We start from the raw sequence: 26632 nt of genomic DNA, 5'->3' as shown, positions 1-26632 counted from the left end.
GCTTACAGCACCTCCGGCGCGAGCGAGATGATCTTCATGAACTTCTTCTCGCGCAGCTCACGGCCCACCGGGCCGAAGATACGGGTGCCGCGAGGGTCGCCGTCGTTCTTCAGAATGACGGCGGCGTTCTCGTCGAAGCGGATGTACGAGCCGTCGGGACGGCGGCGCTCCTTGACGGTGCGAACGATGACAGCCTTGACGACGTCACCCTTCTTCACGTTGCCACCGGGGATCGCGTCCTTGACGGTGGCGACGATGACGTCACCGATACCCGCGTAGCGGCGACCCGAGCCACCGAGAACACGGATGGTGAGAATTTCCTTCGCACCCGTGTTGTCGGCGATCCGAAGTCGCGACTCCTGCTGGATCACGTCTATCTCCTGTTTGTCTGCCGGTTCCCGGCGGGGGCGAATCCCTTACGGGAGCCGGCCCCCACCGAGCCTGGCGGAACTGATCCGAGGGGAAATCCCCTCGGAAATTACTTGGCCTTCTCGAGGATCTCGACGATGCGCCAGCGCTTGGTCGCCGACAGCGGACGCGTCTCCATCAGGAGGACGCGGTCGCCGACGCCGGCAGCGTTCTGCTCGTCGTGCGCCTTGAGCTTGTTCGTACGGCGGATGACCTTGCCGTACAGCGCGTGCTTCACGCGGTCCTCGACGGCGACGACGACGGTCTTGTCCATCTTGTCGCTGACGACCAGACCCTCACGGGTCTTGCGGAAACCGCGGTCAGTGTTGGTCTCAGTCACGTTGCTCTCGCTCATCAGGCGCTCTCCACCGTCTCGATGCCCAGCTCGCGCTCACGCATCAGGGTGTAGATCCGCGCGATGTCCTTACGGACGGCCTTGAGCCGACCGTGGTTCTCGAGCTGACCGGTCGCCGCCTGGAAGCGGAGGTTGAACAGCTCTTCCTTGGCCTCGCGGAGCTTGTTGAGAAGCTCCTCGTTGCCCAGTTCGCGCAGCTCGGACGCCTTGGTACCGGCCGACATCACGACTCACCTGCCTCGCGCCGAACAATCCGGCACTTCATCGGAAGCTTGTGAGCAGCGCGGGTAAGCGCCTCACGCGCAGTCTTCTCATTCGGGTAGGACAGCTCGAACATCACCCGTCCGGGCTTGACGTTCGCGACCCACCACTCGGGGGAACCCTTACCGGAACCCATGCGGGTCTCGGCGGGCTTCTTCGTCAGCGGGCGGTCCGGGTAGATGTTGATCCAGACCTTGCCGCCACGCTTGATGTGGCGGGTCATCGCGATACGAGCCGCCTCGATCTGGCGGTTGGTCACGTACGCCGGAGTGAGGGCCTGAATGCCGTACTCGCCGAACGCAACCTGCGTACCACCCTTTGACATACCGCTGCGCTTGGGGTGGTGCTGCTTGCGGTGCTTGACCCTACGAGGGATCAGCATGTCGGTCAGGCCTCCGTTCCGGTGCTCTCAGCCGGAGCGGCAGCTGCGGCGGGAGCGTCGGCCTTGGGGGCCTCGGCAGCCGGCGCGGACTGCTGCTGCGGCTTGCGGCCGCGGCCGCCACGCTCGCCACCACGGCCACCACGGGCCGGGCGGTCGTTGCCGCCACCACGGGCCGGGCGGTTACCCGCACGGGCCGCGGCGTTCTCGGCGCGGACCTCGGCGATGTTCTTGACGTCGCCCTTGTAGATCCAGACCTTCACGCCGATACGGCCGAAGGTCGTCTTGGCCTCGAAGAAGCCGTAGTCGACGTTCGCACGGAGGGTGTGCAGGGGCACGCGGCCCTCGCGGTAGAACTCCGAGCGGGACATCTCGGCGCCGCCGAGACGGCCGCCACACTGGATCTTGATGCCCTTGGCGCCGGCCTTCATCGTCGACTGCATGCTCTTGCGCATGGCGCGACGGAAGGAGACGCGGGAGGACAGCTGCTCCGCAACGGCCTGCGCGACCAGCTGAGCGTCGACCTCGGGGTTCTTGACCTCGAGGATGTTCAGCTGGACCTGCTTGCCCGTGAGCTTCTCGAGGTCTCCGCGGATGCGGTCGGCCTCGGCGCCACGGCGGCCGATGACGATGCCGGGACGCGCGGTGTGGATGTCCACCCGCACGCGGTCACGGGTGCGCTCGATCTCAACCTTCGAGATGCCGGCGCGCTCCATGCCGGACGTCATCATCCGACGGATGGCGACGTCTTCCTTGACGTAGTCCTTGTACAGCTTGTCGGCGTACCAACGCGACTTGAAGTCGGTGGTAATGCCGAGCCGGAACCCGTGCGGGTTTACCTTCTGGCCCATTACCGGGTTCCTTCCTTGCTGCTGACGACCACGGTGATGTGGCTGGTCCGCTTACGGATCCGGTAGGCACGGCCCTGGGCACGCGGACGGAACCGCTTCAGGGTCGGGCCCTCATCCACGTACGCCTCGCTGATGACCAGCGAAGAGGCGTCACTGTGGTCGTAGTTGTGTGCAGCGTTGGCGATGGCGCTGTCAAGCACCTTGCCAACCGGCACGCTCGCGGCCTGCGGGGCGAAACGCAGGACCGCCTGAGCCTCCGTGGCATCCATGCCACGGATGAGGTCCACCACTCGGCGGGCCTTCATGGGCGTGACGCGGATGTACCGCGCCTGGGCCCTGGCTTCCATGGTTGTCCCTTCGGTGTAAGTCATAGTCGTTCCACCCCGCGCTAGCGGCGCTTCGACTTCCGGTCGTCCTTGACGTGGCCGCGGAAGGTGCGAGTCGGCGAGAACTCGCCGAGCTTGTGGCCGACCATCGCCTCGGTGACGAACACCGGGATGTGGGTCTTGCCGTTGTGCACCGCGATCGTGTGGCCCAGCATGGCCGGGACGATCATCGAGCGACGGGACCAGGTCTTGATGACGTTCTTGGAACCAGCTTCGTTCTGGACATCCACCTTCTTGATGAGGTGTCCGTCGACGAAGGGCCCCTTCTTGAGACTGCGCGGCATCTAAACCCGCTCCTAGCGCTTCTTGTTCGTCTTGCGGCGGCGGACGATGTACTTGTTGCTCGCCTTCTTCGGCGAACGAGTACGACCCTCCTTCTGACCCCAGGGCGAGACCGGGTGGCGACCACCGGAGGTCTTGCCCTCACCACCACCGTGCGGGTGGTCGACCGGGTTCATCGCCACACCGCGAACGGTCGGGCGAACGCCCAGCCAGCGCTTACGGCCGGCCTTGCCCCAGTTGATGTTCGACTGCTCGGCGTTGCCGACCTCGCCAATCGTGGCGCGGCAGCGGGCGTCGACCAGGCGGATCTCACCGGACGGCATACGAAGGTGGGCCATGGAGCCCTCCTTCGCCAGCAGCTGCACGGAGGCACCCGCGGAGCGGGCGAACTTCGCGCCGCCGCCGGGCCGCAGCTCGATGGCGTGGATGGTCGTACCGACCGGGATGTTGCGGAGGGCCAGGTTGTTGCCCGGCTTGATGTCCGCGCCCGGTCCGTTCTCGACCCGGTCACCCTGCGACAGGTTGCGGGGGGCCAGGATGTAGCGCTTCTCGCCGTCCGCGTAGTGCAGGAGCGCGATGCGCGCGGTGCGGTTCGGGTCGTACTCGATGTGCGCGACCTTCGCCGGCACGCCGTCCTTGTCGTGACGACGGAAGTCGATCACTCGGTAGGCGCGCTTGTGTCCGCCACCCTGGTGGCGAACGGTCACACGACCGGCGTTGTTACGGCCGCCCTTGCTGTGCAGCGGGCGGACCAGCGACTTCTCCGGCGTGGACCGCGTTACCTCGACGAAGTCGGCGACGCTGGAGCCACGACGGCCCGGCGTAGTCGGCTTGTACTTGCGGATTCCCATTTCTCAGTCCTCGTCCGATATTCGGACCAGGGCGCTCCGTTAGGAGGCCTGGCCGAAGATGTCGATACGGTCGCCCTCAGCAAGGGTCACGATCGCGCGCTTGGTGTCAGCGCGCTTACCGAACCCCGTGCGGGTGCGCTTGCGCTTGCCCTGGCGGTTGATCGTGTTGACCCCAGTGACCTTGACCGAGAAGACCGCCTCGACGGCCTGCTTGATCTGGGTCTTGTTGGCGCCGGGCGCGACGACGAAGGTGTACTTGCCCTCGTCGAGAAGCGCGTAGCTCTTCTCGGAGACGACCGGCTTGACGAGGACGTCACGGGGGTCCGTGAAGCTCTTGCTCAGCGGCGTCTCAACGGTGTTCTTGCCCTCGGTGGCGTGGCGCTTCGCCTTGGCGAGGCGCGCGGCCTTGGCGGCCTTGGCCGCCTTGGGGGCGATGCTCGGGTGACGCGTAGCCATCAGGCTTCGCTCCCTTCGGTCTCAGCGGCCTGGGGGCCAGACACGAAGGACTCGAAAGCAGCCTTGGTGAAGACCACGTCGTCCGAGACGAGCACGTCGTACGTGTTCAGCTGGCCCGGCTCCAGGATGTGCACCTGGGGCAGGTTGCGGGCGGAGAGCAGCGAAGTCTCGTCCGCGCGGTCGATGACCAGGAGCACGTTCTTGCGCTCGCTGACCTTGCCGAGCAGCGTCTTCGCGGCCTTCGTGGAGATGTCGCCCTCGACCACGTTGGTGACAACGTGGATACGAGCGTTGCGGGCCCGGTCGGTGAGGGCGTGGCGCAGGGCCGCGGCCTTCATCTTCTTCGGGGTCCGCTGCGAGTAGTCACGCGGCTGCGGGCCGTGGACGACGCCACCGCCGGCGAACTGCGGCGCACGGGTCGAACCCTGGCGGGCGCGGCCGGTGCCCTTCTGGCGGTACGGCTTCTTGCCACCACCGCGGACTTCACCGCGGCGCTTGGTCTTGTGCGTGCCCTGACGGGCAGCGGCCAGCTGAGCGACAACGACCTGGTGGATCAGCGGAATGCTGATCTTCTCGACGTCGAAGATCTCCGAGGGGAGCTCGACGGTCCCGGCCTTGTCGCCTGCCGGCGAAAGGATGTCAATGGTGCTCATCGGTTCCTCAAGCCCCCTTGGCCGCGGTACGGACCAGGACGAGGCCGCCGTTCGGACCGGGAACTGCGCCCTTGATGAGGAGCAGGCCCTTCTCCGCGTCAACGGCGTGAACGGTCAGGTTCTGGGTGGTGACCCGCTCGTTGCCCATACGGCCCGCCATGCGGAGGCCCTTGAACACGCGACCCGGGGTGGCGCAGCCACCGATCGAGCCCGGCGAGCGGTGCTTGCGCTGGGTGCCGTGACCGGCGCCGAGTCCCTTGAAGTTGTGACGCTTCATGACACCGGCGAAGCCCTTGCCCTTGCTCTTGCCCGTGACGTCAACCTTGACGCCGGACTCGAACACCTCGGCAGTAACCTCCTGGCCCAGCGTGTACTCGCTGGCACCGGGGGTGCGGATCTCCACCAGGTGGCGGCGGGGGGTCACGTCGGCCTTGGCGAAGTGACCCTTGAGGGGCTTGTTCACCTTGCGAGGGTCGATCTCGCCGAAGGCGATCTGGACCGACTCGTAGCCGTCGGAGTCATTCGTACGGACCTGGGTAACGACGCAGGGCCCGGCCTTGACGACGGTGACCGGGACGACACGGTTGTTCTCGTCCCAGACCTGGGTCATGCCGAGCTTCTCGCCCAGGACGCCCTTGATCTGCTTAGTCATCTGTCCGCGCCTCTCAGAGCTTGATCTCGATGTCGACGCCGGCCGGAAGGTCCAGGCGCATCAACGAGTCAACGGTCTTGGGCGTCGGGTCGAGGATGTCGATCAGGCGCTTGTGCGTGCGCATCTCGAAGTGCTCGCGCGAGTCCTTGTACTTGTGCGGCGACTTGATGACGCAGTACACGTTCTTCTCAGTGGGCAGCGGCACCGGGCCTGCGACCGACGCACCAGTGCGAGTCACCGTCTCGACGATCTTCTTCGCCGAAGAGTCGATGACCTCGTGGTCGTAGGCCTTGAGCCGGATGCGGATCTTCTGTCCCGCCATGGCTACTTGGTAGTCCTTTGTCTCGAAGGCTCTGGCTCCCGGGAGGCCCTTTTTTCTACTTCCTCCGACCCACGCGGTCGGGCGTGTCGCAGTCCCGCTCACGGAGATTTCCCGAAGGATTTCCCTGCTAGGGGCTGCGGCCCAGATGACCGCGGGTCCGGGGGAAGAAACCCACCGGGCGCCTGGTTGAGCTTCCGCACCGCACTTCCCAGAAGATTCCCGTACGTCCGCTCCAGCGCTGCCTGCGGGCTTCTTACGACCGTTTGGCAGATGGGGCGACGAGTACTGTGGGACTCGCTTCCGGTCCTCCCGGCGGGAGGCGCGCAGCATCGGCACTCAACCGAGCAACCCCGACAGTCTGCCATACGGGGCACGGGCCTGGCCAATCGAAGCTTGGGATCGTACCCGGCGGGCGGCGGGGGTCAAACCCGGGGTGACTCCCTCGGGGCCGATGGCGTCGACCCGGACGGGCGGCACCGCCCTGAAGAGGGCGCGCACAGCCACCGTAAGCATTCGCATAGTCACTGGACGTCGCAGAAGTCGAAGGCCAGGCTGACGGAGTGCCGTGCCTCAGGAAGCCGCCGGACTTCATGGTGGCTGGGCTCTCGCTCCAGCCCAAACTGAGCCTCACGCCACCGGAACCCGCACCCTCATGCTCCGGTACCACTGGCGCCTTTCCCCAAGAGACCTGAGAGGGAGAGAGAACCCGCCAAACCCCACTCCACCGCTGGCAGGAGCGCCCGCCCGAACGTCGTCGGCAACGACCGGGACCTCGGTCACTCACCCGAGTGAACATCACCGGCTCCGCTAGATTTCCGCTCCCCCAACTGCCTTAGTCTCAGCCCCAGTAGGCCAAACAACAGCAGACATGCGACGGCCCCCGCCGGGACTGCAATCCCGAGGCGAGGGCCTGACCACCGAGGAAGAAGAGAGCTTCCCGATGGATACCCGAAACCCTAGCGCGCCCCCGCGCGCCCAGTCCGCCGTTGGCGGCAGTCAATCCCACGCACGAGCGACCCGACGCCCCCGCAGGGGCCCGGACGCGCGGCGACGCCTCTACGGCGGCATCTCGCACGACAACACCCGCCACACCACCCGCTTCACGGTGATCGGCAACCACCTCACCCAGCACCAGGAGCTCTCCCTCCTGGCGATCGGCCTGGGCTGCCACATGCAGTCGCTGTCCGCCGGGGCCCGCGTCGACATCAAGACGCTCGCCGCCCGCTTCCCCGAGGGCGCGACCCGTATCGCCGCCGCCCTGCGCGAGCTGGAGGCCCACGGATACCTGCGCCGCGAACGCGAACGCACCCCCGCCGGCCGCATCGTCACCCGTACGACCTCCTGCAACCAGCCACACGCGGCTGCCCAGCGACGCTCGCACCCGACCGCCTCGCCGCAGGTCCCGCCGCCCGAGACCAACGGGACTCCGGTCCCACACACGCGCCCCAACCAACCCCGCCCCCTCCCCGCCGTACCGCAACCGGCCTTCCCCGCCTCCACCCTCCTCCAGCAGGCCGCCGACCTCCTCGCCGACCTGCGCCACGAGGACCCGCGCCTGCTGCTCTCGGCCCGCGACACCGCCCGCCTCGCCCCCGGCGTCGCCGCCTGGCTGGAACGCGACGTCGCACCCACCGCCGTACGCCACGCCCTCACCCACGACCTGCCCCCCGAGGGCCCCCGCCGCCCGGCCGCCCTGCTGGCCCACCGCCTGACAGCGCTCCTTCCACCCCCACCCCCCTTCCACAGTCCACCGCCCGCCCGGCATCCGCTCCAGAACTGCGACGCCTGCGACCGCGCCTTCCGCGCCCCCGAACCAGGCCGCTGCGGCGACTGCAACAGCTCCCCGTACACCCACTGACCAGGGGAAACACTCAGCAATGTTCGCGTCCCCGCACCCCGGGAGCCCCGGCCGACTAACCTGGCCAGTGCACTCCCGGGAGGACTCCATGAGCACGCAGGCCGATCACGGGCACGAGCTGGCGCCCCGCCCTGAGCAGACCCCGGACGCCCTGCGCGCCGCCCTCGCCGTCGTCTCCCCCGCGCGCCTGCCGGAGATGCAGCGGACCAAGGACGAGGCCTTCGCCAAGGCCGTCGAATGGCAGTCCCTCAGCCCCGTGCAGAGCTGGGTACTTGCCTGGGCCCGGGACATCGAGATCGCCCGCCGCCCCGACCTGTCCGCCCGGCACGCCCGCGCCACGCGGGATCTGGAGCATGAGGACGCCGCCGTCGCCCAAGAGGCATTGCGCGAGCTGAGCGCCGTCCTGGACGAGGCCATGAAGGCAGTACGGACTTGAGCTGGAGCTGGGAGTACGCCTTCGGGGCAGAGGAAGCCGCCCGCACCGCGTCACCAGCTTTTCTCGCCGAAGTGGAGCGCAAGGCCGCCGAGCTGGTCAGGGCGGCCGAGGCGCTGTACGTCCACGGACGCGGTCGCCAAGGCGTCGACCCGAAGGGTGGCGACATCACCGTTCCCGGCGGGATGTTCCGGTACCAGATCGTCGTACGCAGCGAACGCGTCTACGTCGTCCAGCTGACGTACCTGGGCTTCTGAGTCCTGAAGGCCTCAGAACGCCTGCAGATAGACCCGCGCCCGACCGGACTCGAGAGCCTGCACGTGGATCTCGACCCACTGAACCTTCTTACGGCGGCCGTCGTTGACGCAGGGCGGGCAAACGCCCGCCCAGCGCGTTCCCTTCAGGGTCTGCGGCTCGGCAAGACCCAGATGCCCGAAGAGCTCGGCCTTCGGCACGGCTTCCGCTTTACCTGCCCGGAGGGGCTCTTCGGAGTGCAGGGTTTCCGCGATGCCCTCGGCGTCCTTCTCGCCGGTGACAAAGGACAGGAGGTAGACGTCCCCCTGAGGGTTGACCTGAACTGCGCCTTTAACCTCGGCCGCCCCCTTGGGCACCGCCACCTCCATGAAGGCTGAAGCTTCGTCCGCTCCTGCCTCCTTGTCCCAGTGCCAGTCACGTCCTTCGGTCACCGGACGATCGCCCGTGTCAGGGACGGCACAGGCGGCGAGGGAGAGACCGACAGCCAGGGCCGCGGCAGAGCACGCACCACGTTTGATCATCACTGGTCCCCCTCGCGCCACGGTTACGGCTGCCAGCACGAAAGGGCCCGTACGACCAAGGTCGTACGGGCCCTCCCGTTACTGCGTGTACTGCTGTGCTCTCAGTTCAGAGCAACCGGGTCTCCCCGATCAACGCGCAAGCGAGAAGCTTACTTGTTGATCTTGGTGACCTGGCCGGCGCCGACGGTCCGGCCACCCTCACGGATGGCGAACTTCAGGCCCTCTTCCATCGCGACGGGCTGGATGAGCTCAACGGTCATCTCAGTGTTGTCGCCCGGCATGACCATCTCGGTGCCCTCGGGGAGGGTCACGACGCCGGTCACGTCCGTGGTGCGGAAGTAGAACTGCGGGCGGTAGTTGTTGAAGAAGGGGGTGTGACGGCCACCCTCGTCCTTCGACAGGATGTAGGCCTGGGCCTCGAACTCGGTGTGCGGCGTGACCGAACCGGGCTTGATGATGACCTGGCCGCGCTCGACGTCCTCGCGCTTGATGCCACGGAGGAGCAGACCGACGTTCTCACCGGCCTGGCCCTCGTCGAGCAGCTTGCGGAACATCTCGATGCCGGTGACCGTGGTGGTGGTCTTCTCGGTCTTGATGCCGATGATGTCGACGGTCTCGTTGACCTTGAGGATGCCGCGCTCGATACGACCGGTGACGACGGTGCCACGACCGGTGATCGTGAAGACGTCCTCGATCGGCATCAGGAACGGCTTGTCGACGTCACGCTCGGGCTCCGGGATGGACTCGTCGACAGCCTTCATCAGGTTGAGGACGGACTCACCCCACTCCTTGTCGCCCTCGAGCGCCTTGAGCGCCGAGACCTTGACGACCGGGAGGTCGTCGCCCGGGAACTCGTACTCGGAGAGGAGCTCACGAACCTCGAGCTCGACGAGCTCCAGGATCTCCTCGTCGTCCACCATGTCGGCCTTGTTCAGGGCGACGACGATGTACGGAACGCCGACCTGGCGGGCCAGGAGCACGTGCTCCTTGGTCTGCGGCATCGGGCCGTCGGTGGCGGCAACCACGAGGATCGCGCCGTCCATCTGCGCGGCACCCGTGATCATGTTCTTGATGTAGTCCGCGTGACCCGGGCAGTCGACGTGCGCGTAGTGACGCGTCTCCGTCTGGTACTCGACGTGCGCGATCGAGATCGTGATACCGCGCTGGCGCTCCTCGGGAGCCTTGTCGATCTGGTCGAAGGCCGAGGCCTCGTTCAGCTCGGGGTACGCGTCGTGCAGCACCTTGGTAATGGCGGCCGTAAGGGTCGTCTTACCGTGGTCAATGTGACCGATGGTGCCGATGTTGACGTGCGGCTTAGTCCGCTCGAACTTTGCCTTCGCCACTGAATCCTCCTGCGGAGTGGTTCTGTACGCCTTGCTTCATCGGCGCCAGGTGATCTTTGCTGGGATGCCGGGGTCCGAGGCATTCCGTCCGTAGAACGGTCGGAATGCCTCAGGACTTCCGGTGACAAGCCTAAAGCGTGAACTCGGGGGAGTTACTCGCCCTTGGCCTTCGCGATGATCTCCTCGGCGACGTTCCGCGGAACCTCGGCGTAGGAGTCGAACTGCATTGAGTAGCTTGCGCGACCCGACGTCTTGCTGCGGAGGTCTCCGACGTAGCCGAACATCTCCGAGAGGGGCACGAGGCCCTTCACGACGCGAGCGCCGCTGCGCTCCTCCATGGCCTGAATCTGGCCACGGCGGGAGTTGATGTCACCGATGACATCGCCCATGTAGTCCTCGGGCGTGGTGACCTCGACGGCCATCATCGGCTCGAGCAGCACGGGCTTTGCCTGGCGCGCGGCCTCCTTGAAGGCCTGCGAACCGGCGATCTTGAAGGCGAGCTCGGAGGAGTCGACCTCGTGGTAGGCGCCGTCGAGAAGCGTGATGCGAACACCAGTCATCTCGTAGCCCGCCAGGATGCCGAACTGCATGGCCTCCTGCGCACCGGCGTCCACCGACGGGATGTACTCCCGCGGGATACGGCCACCGGTGACCTTGTTCACGAACTCGTACGACGCCTCGCCGCCCTCGATGGGCTCGATCGCGATCTGCACCTTGGCGAACTGACCGGTACCACCGGTCTGCTTCTTGTGGGTGTAGTCCACGCGCTCGACGGCCCGACGGATCGTCTCGCGGTACGCGACCTGGGGCTTGCCGACGTTCGCCTCGACGCGGAATTCGCGCTTCATGCGGTCGACGAGCACCTCGAGGTGAAGCTCGCCCATACCACCGATGATGGTCTGGCCGGTCTCCTCGTCCGAGTGGACCTGGAAGGAGGGGTCCTCCTCCGAGAGACGCTGGATGGCTACACCCAGCTTCTCCTGGTCACCCTTGGACTTGGGCTCGATGGCGACCTGAATGACCGGCGCCGGGAAGTCCATGGACTCCAGGATGACCGGCTTCTTGTCGTCACACAGCGTCTCACCGGTGGTGGTCTGCTTCAGGCCCATGACGGCGACGATGTCGCCGGCGCCCACCGACTCGATCTCCTCACGCTTGTTCGCGTGCATGCGGTAGATCTTGCCGATGCGCTCCTTCTTGCCCTTGACCGAGTTCAGCACCGCGGTGCCGGCCTGCAGGCGACCGGAGTAGATCCGGACGAAGGTGAGCTTGCCGAGGTGCGGGTCGCTCGCGATCTTGAACGCAAGAGCCGAGAGCGGCTCCTCGTCCGAAGGCTTGCGCTTGACGACGACCTCGGGGTCCTTGACGTCGTGGCCCTCGATGGCCTCGACGTCCAGGGGCGAAGGCAGGTAACGCACGACCGCGTCGAGCAGGGGCTGGACGCCCTTGTTCTTGAACGCGGTGCCACAGAACACGGGGGTGACGGTGGTGTCGCCGCCCTTGCCGGAGGCGATGGTGACGCGGCGAATGGCCTCGTACAGCTGGTCCTCGGTGGGCTCCTGGCCCTCGAGGTACAGCTCCATCATCTGCTCGTCGTTCTCGGCGACAGCCTCGAGGAGCTTCCCGCGCCACTCTTCAGCGGCCTCGGTGTGCGTCGCGGGGATGTCGACGATGTCGTACGCCTCGCCCATCTTGGTCTCTGCGGACCAGACGAAGGCCTTCATCGTGACGAGGTCGACGACACCCTTGAAGTCAGCCTCTGCGCCGATGGGCAGCTGCATGACGATCGGGGTCGCACCGAGGCGGTCGACAATCATGTCGACGCAGCGGTGGAACTCGGCACCCGTACGGTCGAGCTTGTTGACGAAGCAGATACGCGGGACGCCGTAGCGGTCCGCCTGACGCCACACGGTCTCGGACTGGGGCTCAACACCGGCGACGCCGTCGAACACCGTCACGGCACCGTCGAGGACACGGAGCGAACGCTCTACCTCGACGGTGAAGTCGACGTGGCCCGGGGTGTCGATGATGTTGATGGTGTGGTCGACGTCGTTCAGCGGCCAGTGACAGGTGGTGGCAGCAGAGGTGATCGTGATGCCACGCTCCTGCTCCTGCTCCATCCAGTCCATCGTCGCGGCGCCGTCGTGAACCTCACCGATCTTGTACGAGACACCGGTGTAGAACAGGATCCGCTCGGTGGTCGTCGTCTTGCCCGCGTCGATGTGGGCCATGATGCCGATGTTGCGCACCTTGGCCAGGTCAAGTGAAGTGGTAGCCATATCGGCTCAGTCTTCTCTCGGTCTCGATGTGGGTAGCGACTACCAGCGGTAGTGCGCGAAGGCCTTGTTGGACTCGGCCATCTTGTGGGTGTCCTCACGCTTCTTCACAGCGGCACCAAGGCCGTTGGAGGCGTCGAGGAGCTCGTTGAGGAGACGCTCGGTCATCGTCTTCTCGCGACGGGCGCGGGAGTAACCGACCAGCCAGCGCAGGGCCAGCGTGTTGGCACGACCGGGCTTGACCTCGATCGGAACCTGGTAGGTCGCACCGCCGACGCGGCGGGACTTGACCTCGAGGGTCGGCTTGATGTTCTCGAGCGCGCGCTTGAGCGTGATGACCGGGTCGTTGCCGGTCTTCTCGCGCAGGCCCTCCATGGCGCCGTACACGATGCGCTCGGCGGTGGAGCGCTTGCCGTTCAGCAGCACCTTGTTGATGAGGGAGGTCACCAGAGGAGAACCGTAGACCGGGTCGATGATGACCGGGCGCTTCGGGGCGGGGCCCTTACGAGGCATTCTTACTTCTCCTTCTTGGCGCCGTAGCGGCTGCGGGCCTGCTTGCGGTTCTTGACGCCCTGGGTGTCAAGGGAGCCGCGGATGATCTTGTAGCGAACACCCGGCAGGTCCTTCACACGGCCACCACGCACGAGCACGATGGAGTGCTCCTGCAGGTTGTGTCCCTCACCCGGAATGTAAGCGGTGACTTCGATCCCGCTGGTCAGACGCACACGCGCGACCTTACGCAGGGCCGAGTTCGGCTTCTTCGGGGTGGTCGTGAACACACGCGTGCAGACGCCGCGGCGCTGGGGCGAACCCTCGAGTGCGGGCGTCTTGTTCTTCTCGACCTTGTCCTGCCGGCCCTTCCGGACCAGCTGCTGGATCGTAGGCACTACTTCTCCGGTTTCTGTGTGCCGAATGGTAAAGCTAACCTGGAACGTCGCCGACCCACGCGGTCGGGTGTGTCGAATCCTGCAGACTCCCGCCGCAAGGCGGATAGGAGCGCAGATTGCGGTGGCCGTTCTCGGACTCACACAGCGGCTGAAGACACGCGCGCGAGCCCAGGCACACCCCAGGCACAAGGTCTGAGCGTACCTACCTCATCGGGGTTGGTCAAAACAAATGCGATCGCCCCCGACACGCCGGGCATCTGGACGCATCAAGGACGCCTCCCGGGAAGGCTTGACAGCGGCCCTCACGGCCACTAAGCGGCCCAGAGTCGCAAGCCGCGGACCAGCGACTTCCACCCCCGGGAGCGGCTGCTCAGCCCCGCCGCGCACCCTCCCCCGGGATCGCGCCGCGCGCTATCAGGGCCGTGTCGTACGTCATACCACCGGGGAACGCCGAAGGGCGGCCACCCCCCTCGGGGTGACCGCCCTTCAACAGACCTGGGGCTTACTGGTTGTAAGGCCCGTAGTCGTAGTCCTCCAGAGGCACAGCCTGGCCCGACCCCGTCCCGAAGGGCGAGTAGTCGATGTCGTCGTAGCCGACGGCCGAGTACATCGCGGCCTTGGCTTCCTCGGTCGGCTCGACCCGGATGTTGCGGTAGCGGGAGAGACCCGTACCGGCCGGGATGAGCTTACCGATGATGACGTTCTCCTTGAGGCCGATCAGGGAGTCGGACTTGGCGTTGATCGCCGCGTCCGTCAGGACCCTGGTCGTCTCCTGGAAGGAGGCCGCGGACAGCCACGACTCCGTCGCGAGCGAGGCCTTGGTGATACCCATCAGCTGCGGACGGCCGGAGGCCGGGTGGCCACCCTCCGTCACAACACGACGGTTCTCGGTCTCGAACTTCGAGCGCTCGACGAGCTCGCCCGGCAGCAGCTCCGCGTCGCCGGACTCGATGATCGTCACGCGGCGCAGCATCTGCCGGATGATGATCTCGATGTGCTTGTCGTGGATCGACACGCCCTGGCTGTTGTAGACCTTCTGGACTTCGCCGACCAGGTGGACCTGGACCGCGCGCTGACCGAGGATCCGCAGCACGTCGTGCGGGTTGGTGGCACCGAAGGTGAGCTTCTGGCCCACCTCGACGTGGTCACCCTCACGCACGAGGACCTTGGCGCGCTTCGAGATCGGGAAGGGAGTCTCGTCGCTGCCGTCGTCCGGCGTGACGACGATCTTCTTGGTCTTCTCGGTCTCCTCGATACGGATGCGGCCTGCCGCCTCCGAGATCGGGGCGACACCCTTGGGCGTACGAGCCTCGAAGAGCTCGACGACACGGGGCAGACCCTGGGTGATGTCGTCACCGGCCACACCACCGGTGTGGAACGTACGCATCGTCAGCTGCGTGCCGGGCTCACCGATGGACTGGGCGGCGATGATGCCGACCGCCTCACCGATGTCGACCAGCTTGCCGGTGGCGAGCGAACGGCCGTAGCAGAAGGCACAGGTGCCGACCGCGGACTCACAGGTCAGGACCGAACGGGTCTTGACCTCCTCGACGCCGTTGGCGACCAGGGCGTCGATGAGGACGTCACCGAGGTCGACGTTCGCCGGCGCGATGACCTTGCCGTCGATGACGACGTCCTCGGCCAGCATGCGGGCGTACACCGAGGTCTCGACGTTCTCCGTCTTGCGGAGCACACCGTCCTCGCCCTTGACCGCGATCTTGAGCTTCAGACCGCGCTCGGTGCCACAGTCCTCCTCGCGAATGATGACGTCCTGAGAGACGTCGACCAGACGACGGGTGAGGTAACCGGAGTCAGCGGTACGGAGAGCCGTGTCCGCCAGACCCTTGCGGGCACCGTGCGTCGAGATGAAGTACTCGAGGACGGACAGACCCTCGCGGAACGATGCCTTAATCGGGCGCGGGATCGTCTCGTTCTTCGCGTTCGACACCAGACCACGCATACCGGCGATCTGACGCATCTGCATCATGTTTCCTCGGGCACCCGAGTCAACCATCATGAAGATGGGGTTCGTCTTGGGGAAGTTCGCGTTCATCGCCTCGGCAACCTCGTTGGTCGCCTTGGTCCAGATCGCGATGAGCTCCTGCGTGCGCTCGTCCTTGGTGATCAGACCGCGCTCGTACTGCTTCTGGACCTTCTCGTCCTGCGCCTCGTAGCCCGCGACGATCGCCTTCTTGGCCTCGGGGACCACGACGTCGGAGATGGCCACGGTGACACCGGAACGGGTCGCCCAGAAGAAGCCCGCCGCCTTCAGGTTGTCGAGCGTCGCCGCCACGATGACCTTGGGGTAGCGCTCGGCCAGGTCGTTGACGATCTCGGAGAGCTGCTTCTTGCCCACCGAGTAGTCGACGAACGGGTAGTCCTCGGGCAGCAGCTCGTTGAAGAGCGCGCGGCCCAGGGTCGTCCGCAGCCGGAAGCTGTCGCCCTGCTGGTACTCCTGCTCGCCCTCTTCGACGGCCGGCGGGGTCCAGCCACGCGGCGGGATGGTGCCCACCGGGAAGCGGATGTCGACCTTCGCCTGGAGCGAGAGCTCCTTGGCGTCGAACGCCATGGTCGCCTCGGCGGAGGAACCGAACGAGCGGCCCTCACCGATGACCTTGCGCTCTTCCTCGTCCGTCGTGAGGAAGAAGAGACCGAGAACCATGTCCTGGGTCGGCATGGTGACGGGACGGCCGTCTGCCGGCTTCAGGATGTTGTTCGAGGACAGCATCAGGATGCGGGCCTCGGCCTGCGCCTCCGCGGAGAGCGGCAGGTGCACGGCCATCTGGTCACCGTCGAAGTCCGCGTTGAACGCGGTGCAGACGAGCGGGTGGATCTGAATGGCCTTGCCCTCGACCAGCTGCGGCTCGAAGGCCTGGATGCCGAGGCGGTGCAGCGTGGGCGCACGGTTCAGCAGAACCGGGTGCTCCGCGATGACCTCTTCCAGGACGTCGTACACGACCGTGCGGCCGCGCTCGACCATGCGCTTCGCCGACTTGATGTTCTGCGCGTGGTTGAGGTCAACCAGGCGCTTCATCACGAACGGCTTGAAGAGCTCCAGTGCCATGGCCTTCGGCAGACCACACTGGTGCAGCTTCAGCTGCGGGCCGACGACGATCACGGAACGCGCGGAGTAGTCCACACGCTTGCCGAGAAGGTTCTGACGGAAACGACCCTGCTTGCCCTTGAGCATGTCGCTCAGGGACTTCAGCGGGCGGTTACCGGGACCGGTGACCGGGCGACCACGACGACCGTTGTCGAAGAGGGCGTCCACGGCCTCCTGGAGCATGCGCTTCTCGTTGTTCACGATGATCTCGGGAGCACCGAGGTCGAGAAGCCGCTTCAGACGGTTGTTGCGGTTGATGACGCGGCGGTACAGGTCGTTCAGGTCGGAGGTCGCGAAGCGGCCACCGTCCAGCTGCACCATCGGACGCAGGTCCGGCGGGATGACCGGCACGCAGTCGAGCACCATGCCCTTGGGGCTGTTGCTGGTCTGCAGGAACGCCGAGACGACCTTGAGGCGCTTGAGCGCACGGGTCTTCTTCTGGCCCTTGCCGGTACGGATGATCTCGCGAAGCCGCTCGGCTTCCTCATCCAGGTCGAACGACTCAAGGCGCTTCTGCAGTGCAGCGGCACCCATCGAACCGTCGAAGTACGTGCCGAAACGGTCACGCAGCTCGCGGTAGAGCAGCTCGTCACCCTCCAGGTCCTGGACCTTGAGGTTCTTGAAGCGGTTCCACACCTCGTCGAGACGGTCGATCTCGCGCTGCGCACGGTCACGCAGCTGCTTCATCTCACGCTCGGCACCTTCGCGCACCTTGCGGCGTACGTCGGCCTTGGCGCCCTCGGCCTCGAGCTCGGCCAGGTCGGTCTCGAGCTTCTTGGCGCGGGCTTCGAGGTCGGAGTCGCGACGGTTCTCGACCTGCTGGCGCTCCACGGAGACGTGCGCCTCCAGGGAGGGCAGGTCACGCGTACGGCGCTCCTCGTCCACGAACGTGATCATGTACGCCGCGAAGTAGATGACCTTTTCGAGGTCCTTCGGGGCGAGATCAAGCAGGTAGCCGAGGCGCGACGGGACGCCCTTGAAGTACCAGATGTGCGTGACAGGGGCGGCCAGCTCAATGTGGCCCATCCGCTCACGACGCACCTTGGCGCGAGTTACCTCGACGCCGCAGCGCTCGCAGATGATGCCCTTGAAGCGGACACGCTTGTACTTGCCGCAGTAGCACTCCCAGTCCCGGGTCGGACCGAAGATCTTCTCGCAGAAGAGTCCGTCCTTCTCGGGCTTGAGCGTGCGGTAGTTGATGGTCTCCGGCTTCTTGACCTCGCCGTGGGACCACTGTCGGATGTCGTCCGCGGTGGCAAGGCCGATCCGCAGCTCGTCGAAGAAGTTGACGTCGAGCACTTTGTCGTCAATCCCTCTTTCGGGGTCGAGTCTCAATCATGGTCTGAACGGGTCCGGGGAGAGCCGGCCGGACACGAGGTCCGGCCGGCCAACCCGTCAGACCTCTTCGACGCTGCTCGGCTCGCGCCGGGACAGGTCGATACCGAGCTCCTCCGCCGCGCGGAAGACGTCCTCGTCGGTGTCGCGCATCTCGATGGACATGCCGTCCGAGGACAGCACCTCCACGTTGAGGCAGAGCGACTGCATTTCCTTGATGAGCACCTTGAAGGACTCGGGAATGCCGGGCTCGGGGATGTTCTCGCCCTTGACGATGGCCTCGTAGACCTTCACGCGGCCGGTCACGTCGTCGGACTTGATCGTCAGCAGCTCCTGGAGGGCGTAAGCGGCGCCATAAGCCTCGAGCGCCCACACCTCCATCTCACCGAAGCGCTGACCACCGAACTGAGCCTTACCACCCAGCGGCTGCTGGGTGATCATGGAGTACGGACCGGTCGAGCGAGCGTGGAGCTTGTCGTCGACCAGGTGGTGCAGCTTGAGGATGTACATGTACCCGATCGAGATCGGGTCCGGGAACGGCTCGCCGGAGCGACCGTCGAACAGCCGCGCCTTGCCGGACGGGAGGACCATGCGGTCGCCGTCGCGGTTCGGGACGGTGTGCTCGAGGAGGCCGGTCAGCTCGTCCTCGCGGGCGCCGTCGAAGACCGGGGTCGCGACGTTCGTCCGCGGGGCGACCTGGTCGGCGCCGATGCGCTGCAGGCTCTGCGCCCACTCCTCGCTGAGACCGGAGACGTCCCAGCCCTGGCTGGCGAGCCAGCCGAGGTGGATCTCCAGGACCTGACCCGGGTTCATTCGGGACGGGACACCCAGCGGGTTGAGGATGATGTCGACCGGCGTGCCGTCCTCAAGGAAGGGCATGTCCTCGATCGGAAGGATCTTGGAGATGACGCCCTTGTTGCCGTGACGACCGGCGAGCTTGTCACCGTCCGTGATCTTGCGCTTCTGCGCCACGTAGACACGAACCAGCTGGTTCACGCCCGGCGGCAGCTCGTCGCCCTCTTCACGGTCGAAGACGCGGACGCCGATGACCTTGCCGATCTCACCGTGCGGCACCTTCAGCGAGGTGTCGCGCACCTCGCGCGCCTTCTCACCGAAGATCGCGCGGAGCAGACGCTCTTCCGGCGTCAGCTCGGTCTCACCCTTGGGCGTGACCTTGCCGACGAGGATGTCGCCGGCGACGACCTCGGCACCGATACGGATGATGCCGCGCTCGTCGAGGTCGGCGAGGACCTCTTCGGAGACGTTCGGGATGTCCCGGGTGATCTCCTCCGGGCCCAGCTTGGTGTCACGGGCGTCGACCTCGTGCTCCTCGATGTGGATCGAGGAGAGGACGTCGTCCTGTACGAGGCGCTGCGACAGGATGATCGCGTCCTCGTAGTTGTGACCTTCCCAGGGCATGAACGCCACGAGCAGGTTCTTGCCGAGGGCCATCTCGCCCTCTTCGGTCGCGGGACCGTCGGCCAGAACCTGGCCCTCGATCACGCGGGCGCCCTCGTCGACGACAACCTTCTGGTTGACGGAGGTGCCCTGGTTCGACCGGGAGAACTTGGCGATGCGGTACGTGGTGTACGTGCCGTCGTCGTTCGTGACCGTGACGTAGTCCGCGGAGACCTCCTGGACCACACCCGCCTTCTCGGCCTTGATCACGTCACCGGCGTCGACCGCACAGCGGTACTCCATGCCGGTGCCGACGAGGGGAGCCTCGGCGGTGATCAGCGGCACGGCCTGACGCATCATGTTCGCGCCCATGAGGGCACGGTTGGCGTCGTCGTGCTCGAGGAACGGGATCATCGCGGTCGCGACCGACACCATCTGGCGCGGCGAGACGTCCATGTAGTCCACGTCGTCGCCGGGGATGTAGTCGATCTCGCCGCCACGACGGCGGACGAGCACGCGCGCCTCGGTGAAGCGCATGTCCTCGCCGAGCACGGCGTTGGCCTGGGCGATGACGAAGCGGTCCTCTTCGTCGGCCGTCAGGTAGTCGACGTCGTCGGTGACGACGCCCTCGACGACCTTGCGGTACGGCGTCTCGACGAAGCCGAACGCGTTGACGCGGCCGTACGAGGCGAGCGAGCCGATCAGACCAATGTTGGGACCTTCAGGCGTCTCAATCGGGCACATGCGGCCGTAGTGAGACGGGTGAACGTCACGGACCTCGAAGCCGGCCCGCTCACGGGAGAGACCACCCGGGCCAAGCGCCGACAGACGGCGCTTGTGGGTGAGACCCGACAGCGGGTTGTTCTGGTCCATGAACTGCGACAGCTGGCTGGTGCCGAAGAACTCCTTGATGGAGGCGACGACCGGCCGGATGTTGATCAGGGTCTGCGGCGTGATCGCCTCGACGTCCTGGGTCGTCATCCGCTCACGCACGACGCGCTCCATACGAGCCAGACCCGTGCGGACCTGGTTCTGGATGAGCTCGCCGACGTTGCGCAGACGACGGTTGCCGAAGTGGTCGATGTCGTCGGTCTCGACGACGATCGACGTGCCGCTGTCGCCAACGGTCTCGGTCTCACCGGCGTGCAGCTTCACCAGGTACTTGATCGAGGCGATGATGTCCTCGACCGTGAGGATGCCCGCGTCGAGCGGAGCGTCCGCACCCAGCTTCTTGTTCACCTTGTAGCGGCCGACCTTCGCGAGGTCGTAGCGCTTGGGGTTGAAGTAGAGGTTCTCAAGCAGCGTCTGAGCGGCCTCACGGGTCGGCGGCTCGCCCGGACGGAGCTTGCGGTAGATGTCGAGCAGCGCGTCGTCCTGGCCCTGGGTGTGGTCCTTCTCCAGGGTGGCGCGCATGGACTCGTACTCGCCGAACTCCTCGAGGATCTGCTCGGTCGTCCAACCGAGAGCCTTGAGCAGAACGGTGACCGACTGCTTGCGCTTGCGGTCGATGCGTACACCGACCATGTCGCGCTTGTCGATCTCCATCTCCAGCCAGGCACCCCGGGACGGGATGATCTTGGCGGAGAAGATGTCCTTGTCGGACGTCTTGTCGATCGAGGAATCGAAGTAGACACCCGGCGAACGGACCAGCTGCGACACGACGACACGCTCGGTGCCGTTGATGACGAAGGTGCCCTTGTTCGTCATGAGCGGGAAATCGCCCATGAAGACCGTCTGGGACTTGATCTCGCCGGTCTCGTTGTTGGTGAACTCAGCGGTCACGAAGAGCGGGGCGGCGAACGTGAAGTCGCGCTCCTTGCACTCGTCGATCGAGTTCTTCGGAGGCTCGAAACGGTGGTCACGGAACGTCAGGGACATCGACCCGGAGAAGTCCTCGATCGGGGAGATCTCCTCAAAGATCTCCTCCAGACCGGACTTGGTGGGGACGTCCTGTCCGCTGTCCAGAGCCGCCTCGACACGAGCCTTCCACGCGTCATTGCCGAGCAGCCAGTCAAAGCTTTCGGTCTGCAGCGCAAGAAGGTTCGGAACCTCGAGGGGCTCCTTGATCTTTGCAAAGGAAATGCGCAGCGGGGCGGTGCTTGCGCCGTTGTTCGTATTCGCGGTCGAGGCAGTGCGCGAGGCGGCCAAGAGGGGGTCCTTCCGAGGGCTCGGACTCACTACGCGCGTACCGGTCCCAGGTTGGACGCAGGGACGGAACACCCCAGGTCAGGGAAAGTCCAGTCCACTGTGCTCAAGCATGGGCATGCCCCTGGTGACGGGCAGGAGGCAGCTAACAGGCAGCGCAAAGGGTCAGTGTAGCCACTAGGCCCACTGATGTCCAGTGCGGGTTTTTGAAGACCCTCGTTGTTCTCAACCCCTGCTGCAAGCCACGCCCTCGATGCACATCGATACTGCCCTCTTCGCCGTCGATCCATGCCTCGGATGCGGATCGATGTGACGACGCGTCCTGAGAATTGCGCGCTGCGTGCAGTTCGTCAAGGCCCCCCTGCCCCGACTTGGCTCTCAGCTCGTCACCGTCACGGCCGTTCCGGGGCACGACGAAGATCACCATACTCGTCGGGGCGGGCTTCGCAAGGCAGCCGTGGGGTGCGCCGGAGAACGCCGAAGGGCGACCACCCAGATGGGTGATCGCCCTTGACGTGCGCTGCCTGAAGCAGCGCCGAAAAGTCCTGCCGCCTACGCGCCCACAGGCGCGCGGCAGACGACTCGCGAGGAGTTACTTGACCTCGACGGAGGCGCCGGCGGCCTTGAGGGACTCGGCAGCCTTCTCAGCGGCCTCCTTGGCGACCTTCTCGAGGACCGGCTTCGGGGTGCCGTCGACGAGGTCCTTGGCCTCCTTGAGACCCAGGGAGGTGAGCTCGCGCACGACCTTGATGACCTGGATCTTCTTCTCGCCGGCGCCGGTGAGGATGACGTCGAACTCGTCCTGCTCCTCGGCAACCTCGGCGGCGGCGGCCGGGCCGGCCGGGGCAGCGGCGACGGCCGCGGCGGCGGTGACGTCGAACTTCTCCTCGAAGGCCTTCACGAACTCGGAGAGCTCGATGAGGGTGAGCTCCTCGAACTGAGCAAGCAGGTCTTCCTGGCTGAGCTTCGCCATGATGGGCGATCCTTCCACTAATTCGGCTGGTGCCGGGTGTATATGAAGGCGGGCGTACGTTCGGCCCGCTGCGACCGTCGCCCTAGCGGGCGGCGATCAATGCGCGAGCCGAATTACTCGGCACCGCCCTGCTCGGCCTTCTTGGCACGAAGCGCCTCCGCGGTGCGGACGAACTTCGAGGGAAGCGCCTGGAAGAGCTGCGCAGTCTGCGTCTGCTTGCCCTTCATGGCGCCCGCCAGCTTGGCGAGCAGAACCTCGCGGGACTCGAGGTCCGCGAGCTTCTTGATCTCGTCGGCGGACAGCGCCTTGCCGTCAAGGACACCGCCCTTGATGACGAGGTTGGGGTTGTCCTTGGCGAAGTCACGAAGACCCTTCGCCGACTCCACCGGGTCACCGGTGACGAAGGCAACAGCGGTCGGACCCGCGAACAGGTCGTCCAGCTGGTTGATCCCGGCCTGGTTGGCCGCGATCTTGGTCAGCGTGTTCTTCACCACGGCGTACTCGGAGTTCTCACCGAGCGAACGGCGCAGCTGCTTGAGCTGGGCCACGGTGAGACCCCGGTACTCGGTCAGCACGGCGGCGTTCGAGCTGCGGAACTTGTCCGTGAGCTCGGCTACCGCGGCAGCCTTGTCGGGCGTCGGCATAGAGCGTCGGCCTCCTTCCGGGTGATGAGGACCGCTCAGAAGGGGCTGACAAAACAAAACGCCCCGGCGCAGGCGCCGGGGCATGAGCTCGACCTGACGGAATCCCGTCCGGGAGCACTCACTTCCACAGTCACCTACGCGGGTCGTCCGCAGTTTCAGCGGATCCTTCGGCCACCGAACACTCTTGCGAGCACACGGCAACGACCAGCGGTCTTTGGCTTCTGTGGAAGAGTACGCGAACGGGTTCTCGTCAGGCAAATCGGCTCAGGCGCCGCTGTCCGAGCCCATGTCCATACCGCTCTTCTCGAGCTCCTTGAACATCTCCATCAGGTCGAAGGTCTCGCCGGCCGGCGGAGCGGACACCTTGGCGGTGGCCCCGTAGTCCGAGAACTTCTGCGAGGTCTTCATCGTGCCCTCGGGGCTCTTGATGTCGATGTCCATGCGGACGGGGTAGTCGTCCTCGTTGACCCAGACCTCGGTGTCGTAACCCTTGATGCCCGACTTCTCGATGCTCTTGAAGAGCTCGTCGCGCTCGCTCTTGCTGAGCACGTCGCTCAGGCCCTTGTTCGACTCCATCATCTCCTTGACGGAGAGACGGCCCTTGTAGCGCTGGGTCGAGACACCGTCGACCTTGGCCGGGCCGGCGTGCTTCAGGTTCGGCGAGTCCAGGAGCATCGCGAGCTGCTGGGCCGGGTCCTGGTTCATGCTGTCCAGGCCGCCGGTCATCTGCTTGGCGAGCTTCTCGTCACCGGCCTGCTCGGCGATGGTGTTGAGGTCCATCTTCATCCACCGCTTGCCGTCCATGTCCTTGGCGGCGGCGGTCCCCATGTCCATGTACATCACGTTGTCGAGCCAGCGCATCCGGATCTCCTTGGGAGCCTCCGGGTCGCCTTCCGTGAGCGCCGAGCCCGACATCGTCATGTCCATGACGGTCGGGTCCCAGCCCATGACGCCGGACATCTTCATGTTGCCGGACGCGCCCGCCATCGACTTCGGCGCCGACATCGTCATCTCGACCTTGGCCGACTTGGCCTTCGAGGTCTTCTCGTACGCCGCCGTGATGACCTCGGTCACCTGCGACCGGGACTGGGTCTCCCCCGAGCCCGTCCCGTTGGCCTTGCCGTCCTTGTCGGAGCCTCCGCAGGCCACCGCACCCGTACACAGCAGCGTGGTGGCGAGCACGGCGCCCGCCATTCTCTTCACAGTCATGACCCCACCCCTAGGAACACATGATCGACATAATTCGGTCCGGCGAGAATACCTGACCCCCGAGATCAGGCCTGCGGCTGCTGCTTCATGAGGTCCTTGAAGCTCATGGTGTCCGAGGCCGCGGGCTTCTCCACGGAGACCGGGGTGCCGTAGTCGCTGTAGTAGACGGTCTGGTTGAAGGCGCCGGTCTTCATGTCGGCCTTCTCGGTCTTCTTGACCAGCAGATCGTCGTCGTTGACCCAGATGTCGATGGTCTCGGTGCTCATCCCCGCCTGGCTGAACTGCTCCTTGAGCTCGGCCAGTTGAGACGCGTCCAGGTCGGAGTTCTTGCCCGTCAGATCGGCGACATCGACCTCGCCGGAGTAGTGCGTCGTCTTCGTGCCGCGCACCGTCTCCTCGCCCACGCGCTTCACGTCACCCGAGGCGAGCAGCATCTTGACCGACTGGTTCGGGGTGGTGTTCTGCATCTGGTCCTTGAAGGCGTCACCGGCGGCGCCGCCCAACTCGGCCAGCGTCTCGTAGTCGTACTCGATCCAGTGCTTGCCGCCGCCGGCCTGCGAGGCGAACTGGTCGCCCATGTTCGCGTAGAAGCCCGTCTTCAGATAGCGGTAGTCGATCTTCGACTGGCCCATCTGCTTCATCTGCTCGGCCTGGGTGCCGCCGGTGAGGGTCGCGGTGACGTTGCCGGTGATGCCGTCCGACCACGCCATGGCGCCGTCCATGTTCATCGACATCTGGGTGCCCATGACCGTCTTGCCCTCGATCTTGGCCGAGTCGGCGTCGTCGGTCTTGTCCTCGATGGAGCGCAGGGCGGCTATCGGGCTCAGGGCGACGGAACCGTTCTTCTTGCCCTTCGCGTCACCGTCGCCGCCGCCGGAGGAGCCACAGGCCGCGACCCCGGTCAGCGCGGCGGCCACCGCGATCGACAGGCCCGCGCGTCGCATGGTCGTGCTGTTCATGACATCCCACCCCTTGTACTCGTGTGAATCCTGCACGCTAGCGCAGTCCCCCGACAGCTCTGAGGGACATGCACGAATACGAGGACGGGCCCCGCACCTCGAAAGGTTGCGGGGCCCGTCCACACAGAACGCGTACGCGACGCGGCTGCCGTCAGAATCAGACGGCGGCCGGGTCCTCCTCGACGAGGAGGTTGCGGGTGCGGTTGCTGTCCAGCGGAATGCCGGGGCCCATCGTGGTGGCCAGCGCGGCCTTCTTGATGTAGCGACCCTTGGCGGCCGACGGCTTCAGACGGAGGATCTCCTCCAGCGCCGCGGCGTAGTTCTCCACCAGCTTGGTCTCGTCGAAGGAGACCTTGCCGATGATGAAGTGCAGGTTCGAGTGCTTGTCGACGCGGAACTCGATCTTGCCGCCCTTGATGTCGTTGACAGCCTTCACGACGTCGGGGGTGACGGTGCCGGTCTTCGGGTTCGGCATCAGACCACGCGGACCGAGCACGCGGCCGAGGCGGCCGACCTTGCCCATGAGGTCCGGGGTGGCGACGACGGCGTCGAAGTCCAGGCGGCCCTTCGCGACCTCGTCGATGAGCTCGTCGGCGCCGACGATGTCGGCCCCAGCGGCTTCCGCGGCCGCAGCACGGTCACCGGTCGCGAAGACCAGGACCCGGGCGGTCTTGCCGGTGCCGTGCGGGAGGTTCACGGTGCCACGGACCATCTGGTCGGCCTTGCGCGGGTCGACACCCAGGCGGAAGGCGACCTCGACGGTGCCGTCGAACTTGGTCGCGGAGGTCTCCTTGGCGAGACGGACGGCCTCGAGCGGGGCGTAGAGCTTGTCCCGGTCGATCTTGGCGTCCGCAGCGCGGAGAGTCTTGCTGCGCTTCACTTCTGCTCCTGGTGGTTTCAGGTGTGGAGTCGTGGTGCGGACCAGCGCTTGGTCCTACCACTGAGAAAGGTCAGACGGGTGAGGCTCTTAGCCCTCGACCGTGATGCCCATGGAACGGGCGGTGCCGGCGATGATCTTCGACGCGGCGTCCAGGTCGTTGGCGTTGAGGTCTTCCATCTTGGTGGTGGCGATCTCGCGGACCTGCGCCTCGGTGATCTTGGCGACCTTGGTCTTGTGCGGCTCGCCGGAGCCCTTCTCGACACCCGCGGCCTTGAGGATCATCTTGGCGGCCGGCGGAGTCTTGGTGATGAAGGTGAAGGAGCGGTCTTCGTAGACCGTGATCTCCACCGGGATCACCCAGCCACGCTGCGACTCGGTCGCGGCGTTGTAGGCCTTGCAGAACTCCATGATGTTGACGCCGTGCTGGCCCAGCGCGGGGCCGACCGGCGGGGCCGGGTTGGCTGCGCCGGCCTGGATCTGGAGCTTGATAAGCCCCGTGACCTTCTTCTTCTTGGGAGGCATTGCTCTCTCCGGGTCCTAGTGAGAGTTTCCAGCCA

At 65.9% G+C, this 26632-nt stretch carries 28 protein-coding genes; 3 read left to right on the top strand and 25 right to left on the bottom strand.

Going from position 1 to position 26632, the window contains the following annotated elements:
* Window positions 1-2 precede the first annotated feature (2 nt).
* The 12 genes from rplN to rpsJ form a co-directional block, all read right to left on the bottom strand.
* The gene (rplN, locus tag ACWD02_RS41190; RefSeq protein ID WP_073768975.1) at window positions 3-371 is read right to left on the bottom strand and encodes a 50S ribosomal protein L14; all 369 of its coding nucleotides are present in this window, start codon (window positions 369-371) and stop codon (window positions 3-5) included.
* 107 nt (window positions 372-478) lie between these two features.
* A complete protein-coding gene (gene rpsQ / locus ACWD02_RS41185; RefSeq protein WP_360768521.1) occupies window positions 479-763 on the bottom strand; it encodes a 30S ribosomal protein S17 in 285 nt (94 codons plus the stop codon).
* On the bottom strand, window positions 763-987 hold the full coding sequence (gene rpmC / locus ACWD02_RS41180; protein WP_010036720.1) for a 50S ribosomal protein L29: 225 nt from the start codon (window positions 985-987) through the stop codon (window positions 763-765). The genes rpsQ and rpmC overlap by 1 nt, the downstream gene beginning before the upstream one ends.
* Window positions 987-1406: a 50S ribosomal protein L16 gene (gene rplP / locus ACWD02_RS41175; protein ID WP_135332557.1), complete on the bottom strand. Its 420-nt coding sequence runs from the start codon at window positions 1404-1406 to the stop codon at window positions 987-989. The genes rpmC and rplP overlap by 1 nt, the downstream gene beginning before the upstream one ends.
* 5 nt (window positions 1407-1411) lie before the next feature.
* The gene (rpsC, locus tag ACWD02_RS41170) at window positions 1412-2254 is read right to left on the bottom strand and encodes a 30S ribosomal protein S3 (protein ID WP_160506663.1); all 843 of its coding nucleotides are present in this window, start codon (window positions 2252-2254) and stop codon (window positions 1412-1414) included.
* The gene (gene rplV / locus ACWD02_RS41165) at window positions 2254-2601 is read right to left on the bottom strand and encodes a 50S ribosomal protein L22 (protein WP_016645177.1); all 348 of its coding nucleotides are present in this window, start codon (window positions 2599-2601) and stop codon (window positions 2254-2256) included. The genes rpsC and rplV overlap by 1 nt, the downstream gene beginning before the upstream one ends.
* Before the next feature lie 41 nt (window positions 2602-2642).
* Complete coding sequence (rpsS, locus tag ACWD02_RS41160; RefSeq protein ID WP_160506662.1) at window positions 2643-2924, bottom strand: 30S ribosomal protein S19; 282 nt, start codon at window positions 2922-2924, stop codon at window positions 2643-2645.
* 12 nt (window positions 2925-2936) lie between these two features.
* Window positions 2937-3773 carry a 50S ribosomal protein L2 gene (rplB, locus tag ACWD02_RS41155; protein ID WP_451221524.1) on the bottom strand — a complete coding sequence of 279 codons (837 nt, stop codon included), beginning with the start codon at window positions 3771-3773 and terminating at the stop codon, window positions 2937-2939.
* Window positions 3774-3812: 39 nt separating this feature from the next.
* A complete protein-coding gene (gene rplW, locus ACWD02_RS41150) occupies window positions 3813-4229 on the bottom strand; it encodes a 50S ribosomal protein L23 (RefSeq protein ID WP_190084419.1) in 417 nt (138 codons plus the stop codon).
* Window positions 4229-4882: a 50S ribosomal protein L4 gene (gene rplD, locus ACWD02_RS41145; protein WP_363212684.1), complete on the bottom strand. Its 654-nt coding sequence runs from the start codon at window positions 4880-4882 to the stop codon at window positions 4229-4231. The genes rplW and rplD overlap by 1 nt, the downstream gene beginning before the upstream one ends.
* Window positions 4883-4889: 7 nt before the next feature.
* Window positions 4890-5534, bottom strand: a complete 645-nt coding sequence (gene rplC / locus ACWD02_RS41140; RefSeq protein WP_363212685.1) for a 50S ribosomal protein L3 — start codon at window positions 5532-5534, stop codon at window positions 4890-4892.
* Window positions 5535-5547: 13 nt separating this feature from the next.
* On the bottom strand, window positions 5548-5856 hold the full coding sequence (gene rpsJ, locus ACWD02_RS41135) for a 30S ribosomal protein S10 (protein ID WP_003948644.1): 309 nt from the start codon (window positions 5854-5856) through the stop codon (window positions 5548-5550).
* 940 nt (window positions 5857-6796) lie between these two features.
* Here rpsJ and ACWD02_RS41130 point away from each other — a divergent pair.
* From ACWD02_RS41130 to ACWD02_RS41120, 3 genes are all read left to right on the top strand, one after another.
* The gene (locus tag ACWD02_RS41130; protein WP_451221519.1) at window positions 6797-7714 is read left to right on the top strand and encodes a helix-turn-helix domain-containing protein; all 918 of its coding nucleotides are present in this window, start codon (window positions 6797-6799) and stop codon (window positions 7712-7714) included.
* A gap of 88 nt (window positions 7715-7802) precedes the next feature.
* The gene (locus ACWD02_RS41125) at window positions 7803-8150 is read left to right on the top strand and encodes a hypothetical protein (protein WP_451221516.1); all 348 of its coding nucleotides are present in this window, start codon (window positions 7803-7805) and stop codon (window positions 8148-8150) included.
* Window positions 8147-8404: a hypothetical protein gene (locus tag ACWD02_RS41120; RefSeq protein WP_451221514.1), complete on the top strand. Its 258-nt coding sequence runs from the start codon at window positions 8147-8149 to the stop codon at window positions 8402-8404. Before ACWD02_RS41125 ends, ACWD02_RS41120 begins: the two co-directional genes overlap by 4 nt.
* 12 nt (window positions 8405-8416) lie before the next feature.
* Here the strand turns inward: ACWD02_RS41120 and ACWD02_RS41115 are convergent, their stop codons facing one another.
* From ACWD02_RS41115 to rplK, 13 genes are all read right to left on the bottom strand, one after another.
* Window positions 8417-8923, bottom strand: coding sequence for a hypothetical protein (locus ACWD02_RS41115; RefSeq protein WP_451221557.1), 507 nt, complete (start codon window positions 8921-8923; stop codon window positions 8417-8419).
* A 149-nt stretch (window positions 8924-9072) separates the two neighbouring features.
* Window positions 9073-10266: an elongation factor Tu gene (gene tuf, locus ACWD02_RS41110; protein WP_160506655.1), complete on the bottom strand. Its 1194-nt coding sequence runs from the start codon at window positions 10264-10266 to the stop codon at window positions 9073-9075.
* Window positions 10267-10418: 152 nt separating this feature from the next.
* Window positions 10419-12545 carry an elongation factor G gene (gene fusA / locus ACWD02_RS41105; RefSeq protein WP_451221510.1) on the bottom strand — a complete coding sequence of 709 codons (2127 nt, stop codon included), beginning with the start codon at window positions 12543-12545 and terminating at the stop codon, window positions 10419-10421.
* Between the two features lie 39 nt (window positions 12546-12584).
* Entirely contained in the window at window positions 12585-13055 is a 471-nt protein-coding gene (gene rpsG, locus ACWD02_RS41100; RefSeq protein ID WP_003974303.1) for a 30S ribosomal protein S7, read from the bottom strand.
* Window positions 13056-13057: 2 nt separating this feature from the next.
* Window positions 13058-13429 (bottom strand): 30S ribosomal protein S12, encoded by a 372-nt coding sequence (rpsL, locus tag ACWD02_RS41095; protein ID WP_003948652.1) that lies wholly within the window; start codon window positions 13427-13429, stop codon window positions 13058-13060.
* Between the two features lie 502 nt (window positions 13430-13931).
* Window positions 13932-17831, bottom strand: coding sequence for a DNA-directed RNA polymerase subunit beta' (locus ACWD02_RS41090; protein WP_361837202.1), 3900 nt, complete (start codon window positions 17829-17831; stop codon window positions 13932-13934).
* 96 nt (window positions 17832-17927) lie between these two features.
* Window positions 17928-21413, bottom strand: coding sequence for a DNA-directed RNA polymerase subunit beta (rpoB, locus tag ACWD02_RS41085; RefSeq protein ID WP_451221505.1), 3486 nt, complete (start codon window positions 21411-21413; stop codon window positions 17928-17930).
* A 589-nt stretch (window positions 21414-22002) separates the two neighbouring features.
* Window positions 22003-22383: a 50S ribosomal protein L7/L12 gene (gene rplL / locus ACWD02_RS41080; RefSeq protein ID WP_160506646.1), complete on the bottom strand. Its 381-nt coding sequence runs from the start codon at window positions 22381-22383 to the stop codon at window positions 22003-22005.
* Between the two features lie 113 nt (window positions 22384-22496).
* Window positions 22497-23027, bottom strand: a complete 531-nt coding sequence (gene rplJ / locus ACWD02_RS41075) for a 50S ribosomal protein L10 (protein WP_363212695.1) — start codon at window positions 23025-23027, stop codon at window positions 22497-22499.
* Between the two features lie 264 nt (window positions 23028-23291).
* Window positions 23292-24236 (bottom strand): hypothetical protein, encoded by a 945-nt coding sequence (locus ACWD02_RS41070; RefSeq protein ID WP_451221501.1) that lies wholly within the window; start codon window positions 24234-24236, stop codon window positions 23292-23294.
* A gap of 65 nt (window positions 24237-24301) precedes the next feature.
* Window positions 24302-25195, bottom strand: a complete 894-nt coding sequence (locus tag ACWD02_RS41065) for a hypothetical protein (protein WP_451221498.1) — start codon at window positions 25193-25195, stop codon at window positions 24302-24304.
* A gap of 157 nt (window positions 25196-25352) precedes the next feature.
* The gene (gene rplA, locus ACWD02_RS41060) at window positions 25353-26075 is read right to left on the bottom strand and encodes a 50S ribosomal protein L1 (protein WP_363212698.1); all 723 of its coding nucleotides are present in this window, start codon (window positions 26073-26075) and stop codon (window positions 25353-25355) included.
* Window positions 26076-26162: 87 nt separating this feature from the next.
* The gene (rplK, locus tag ACWD02_RS41055) at window positions 26163-26597 is read right to left on the bottom strand and encodes a 50S ribosomal protein L11 (RefSeq protein ID WP_355803871.1); all 435 of its coding nucleotides are present in this window, start codon (window positions 26595-26597) and stop codon (window positions 26163-26165) included.
* Window positions 26598-26632: the final 35 nt, after the last annotated feature.

The sequence above is a fragment of the Streptomyces sp. NPDC002853 genome (assembly GCF_053591915.1).
The sequence above is the reverse complement of the archived record's forward strand: the minus strand, read 5'-3'. Positions and strand labels throughout refer to the sequence as shown.

Excerpts from the sequence above, each read along its gene's own strand:
- rplV (WP_016645177.1), bottom strand. The coding sequence starts at position 2,601 with ATGGAAGCCAGGGCCCAGGCGCGGTACATCCGCGTCACGCCCATGAAG.
- rplP (WP_135332557.1), bottom strand. The coding sequence starts at position 1,406 with ATGCTGATCCCTCGTAGGGTCAAGCACCGCAAGCAGCACCACCCCAAG.
- rplK (WP_355803871.1), bottom strand. The coding sequence starts at position 26,597 with ATGCCTCCCAAGAAGAAGAAGGTCACGGGGCTTATCAAGCTCCAGATC.
- ACWD02_RS41065 (WP_451221498.1), bottom strand. The coding sequence starts at position 25,195 with ATGAACAGCACGACCATGCGACGCGCGGGCCTGTCGATCGCGGTGGCC.
- rpsS (WP_160506662.1), bottom strand. The coding sequence starts at position 2,924 with ATGCCGCGCAGTCTCAAGAAGGGGCCCTTCGTCGACGGACACCTCATC.
- rpmC (WP_010036720.1), bottom strand. The coding sequence starts at position 987 with ATGTCGGCCGGTACCAAGGCGTCCGAGCTGCGCGAACTGGGCAACGAG.
- rplC (WP_363212685.1), bottom strand. The coding sequence starts at position 5,534 with ATGACTAAGCAGATCAAGGGCGTCCTGGGCGAGAAGCTCGGCATGACC.
- ACWD02_RS41070 (WP_451221501.1), bottom strand. The coding sequence starts at position 24,236 with ATGACTGTGAAGAGAATGGCGGGCGCCGTGCTCGCCACCACGCTGCTG.
- ACWD02_RS41125 (WP_451221516.1), top strand. The coding sequence starts at position 7,803 with ATGAGCACGCAGGCCGATCACGGGCACGAGCTGGCGCCCCGCCCTGAG.
- rpsG (WP_003974303.1), bottom strand. The coding sequence starts at position 13,055 with ATGCCTCGTAAGGGCCCCGCCCCGAAGCGCCCGGTCATCATCGACCCG.
- rplB (WP_451221524.1), bottom strand. The coding sequence starts at position 3,773 with ATGGGAATCCGCAAGTACAAGCCGACTACGCCGGGCCGTCGTGGCTCC.
- rpsJ (WP_003948644.1), bottom strand. The coding sequence starts at position 5,856 with ATGGCGGGACAGAAGATCCGCATCCGGCTCAAGGCCTACGACCACGAG.
- rpsC (WP_160506663.1), bottom strand. The coding sequence starts at position 2,254 with ATGGGCCAGAAGGTAAACCCGCACGGGTTCCGGCTCGGCATTACCACC.
- rplD (WP_363212684.1), bottom strand. The coding sequence starts at position 4,882 with ATGAGCACCATTGACATCCTTTCGCCGGCAGGCGACAAGGCCGGGACC.
- fusA (WP_451221510.1), bottom strand. The coding sequence starts at position 12,545 with ATGGCTACCACTTCACTTGACCTGGCCAAGGTGCGCAACATCGGCATC.
- rplJ (WP_363212695.1), bottom strand. The coding sequence starts at position 23,027 with ATGCCGACGCCCGACAAGGCTGCCGCGGTAGCCGAGCTCACGGACAAG.
- ACWD02_RS41115 (WP_451221557.1), bottom strand. The coding sequence starts at position 8,923 with ATGATCAAACGTGGTGCGTGCTCTGCCGCGGCCCTGGCTGTCGGTCTC.
- rpsQ (WP_360768521.1), bottom strand. The coding sequence starts at position 763 with ATGAGCGAGAGCAACGTGACTGAGACCAACACTGACCGCGGTTTCCGC.
- rplW (WP_190084419.1), bottom strand. The coding sequence starts at position 4,229 with ATGGCTACGCGTCACCCGAGCATCGCCCCCAAGGCGGCCAAGGCCGCC.
- ACWD02_RS41130 (WP_451221519.1), top strand. The coding sequence starts at position 6,797 with ATGGATACCCGAAACCCTAGCGCGCCCCCGCGCGCCCAGTCCGCCGTT.
- rplL (WP_160506646.1), bottom strand. The coding sequence starts at position 22,383 with ATGGCGAAGCTCAGCCAGGAAGACCTGCTTGCTCAGTTCGAGGAGCTC.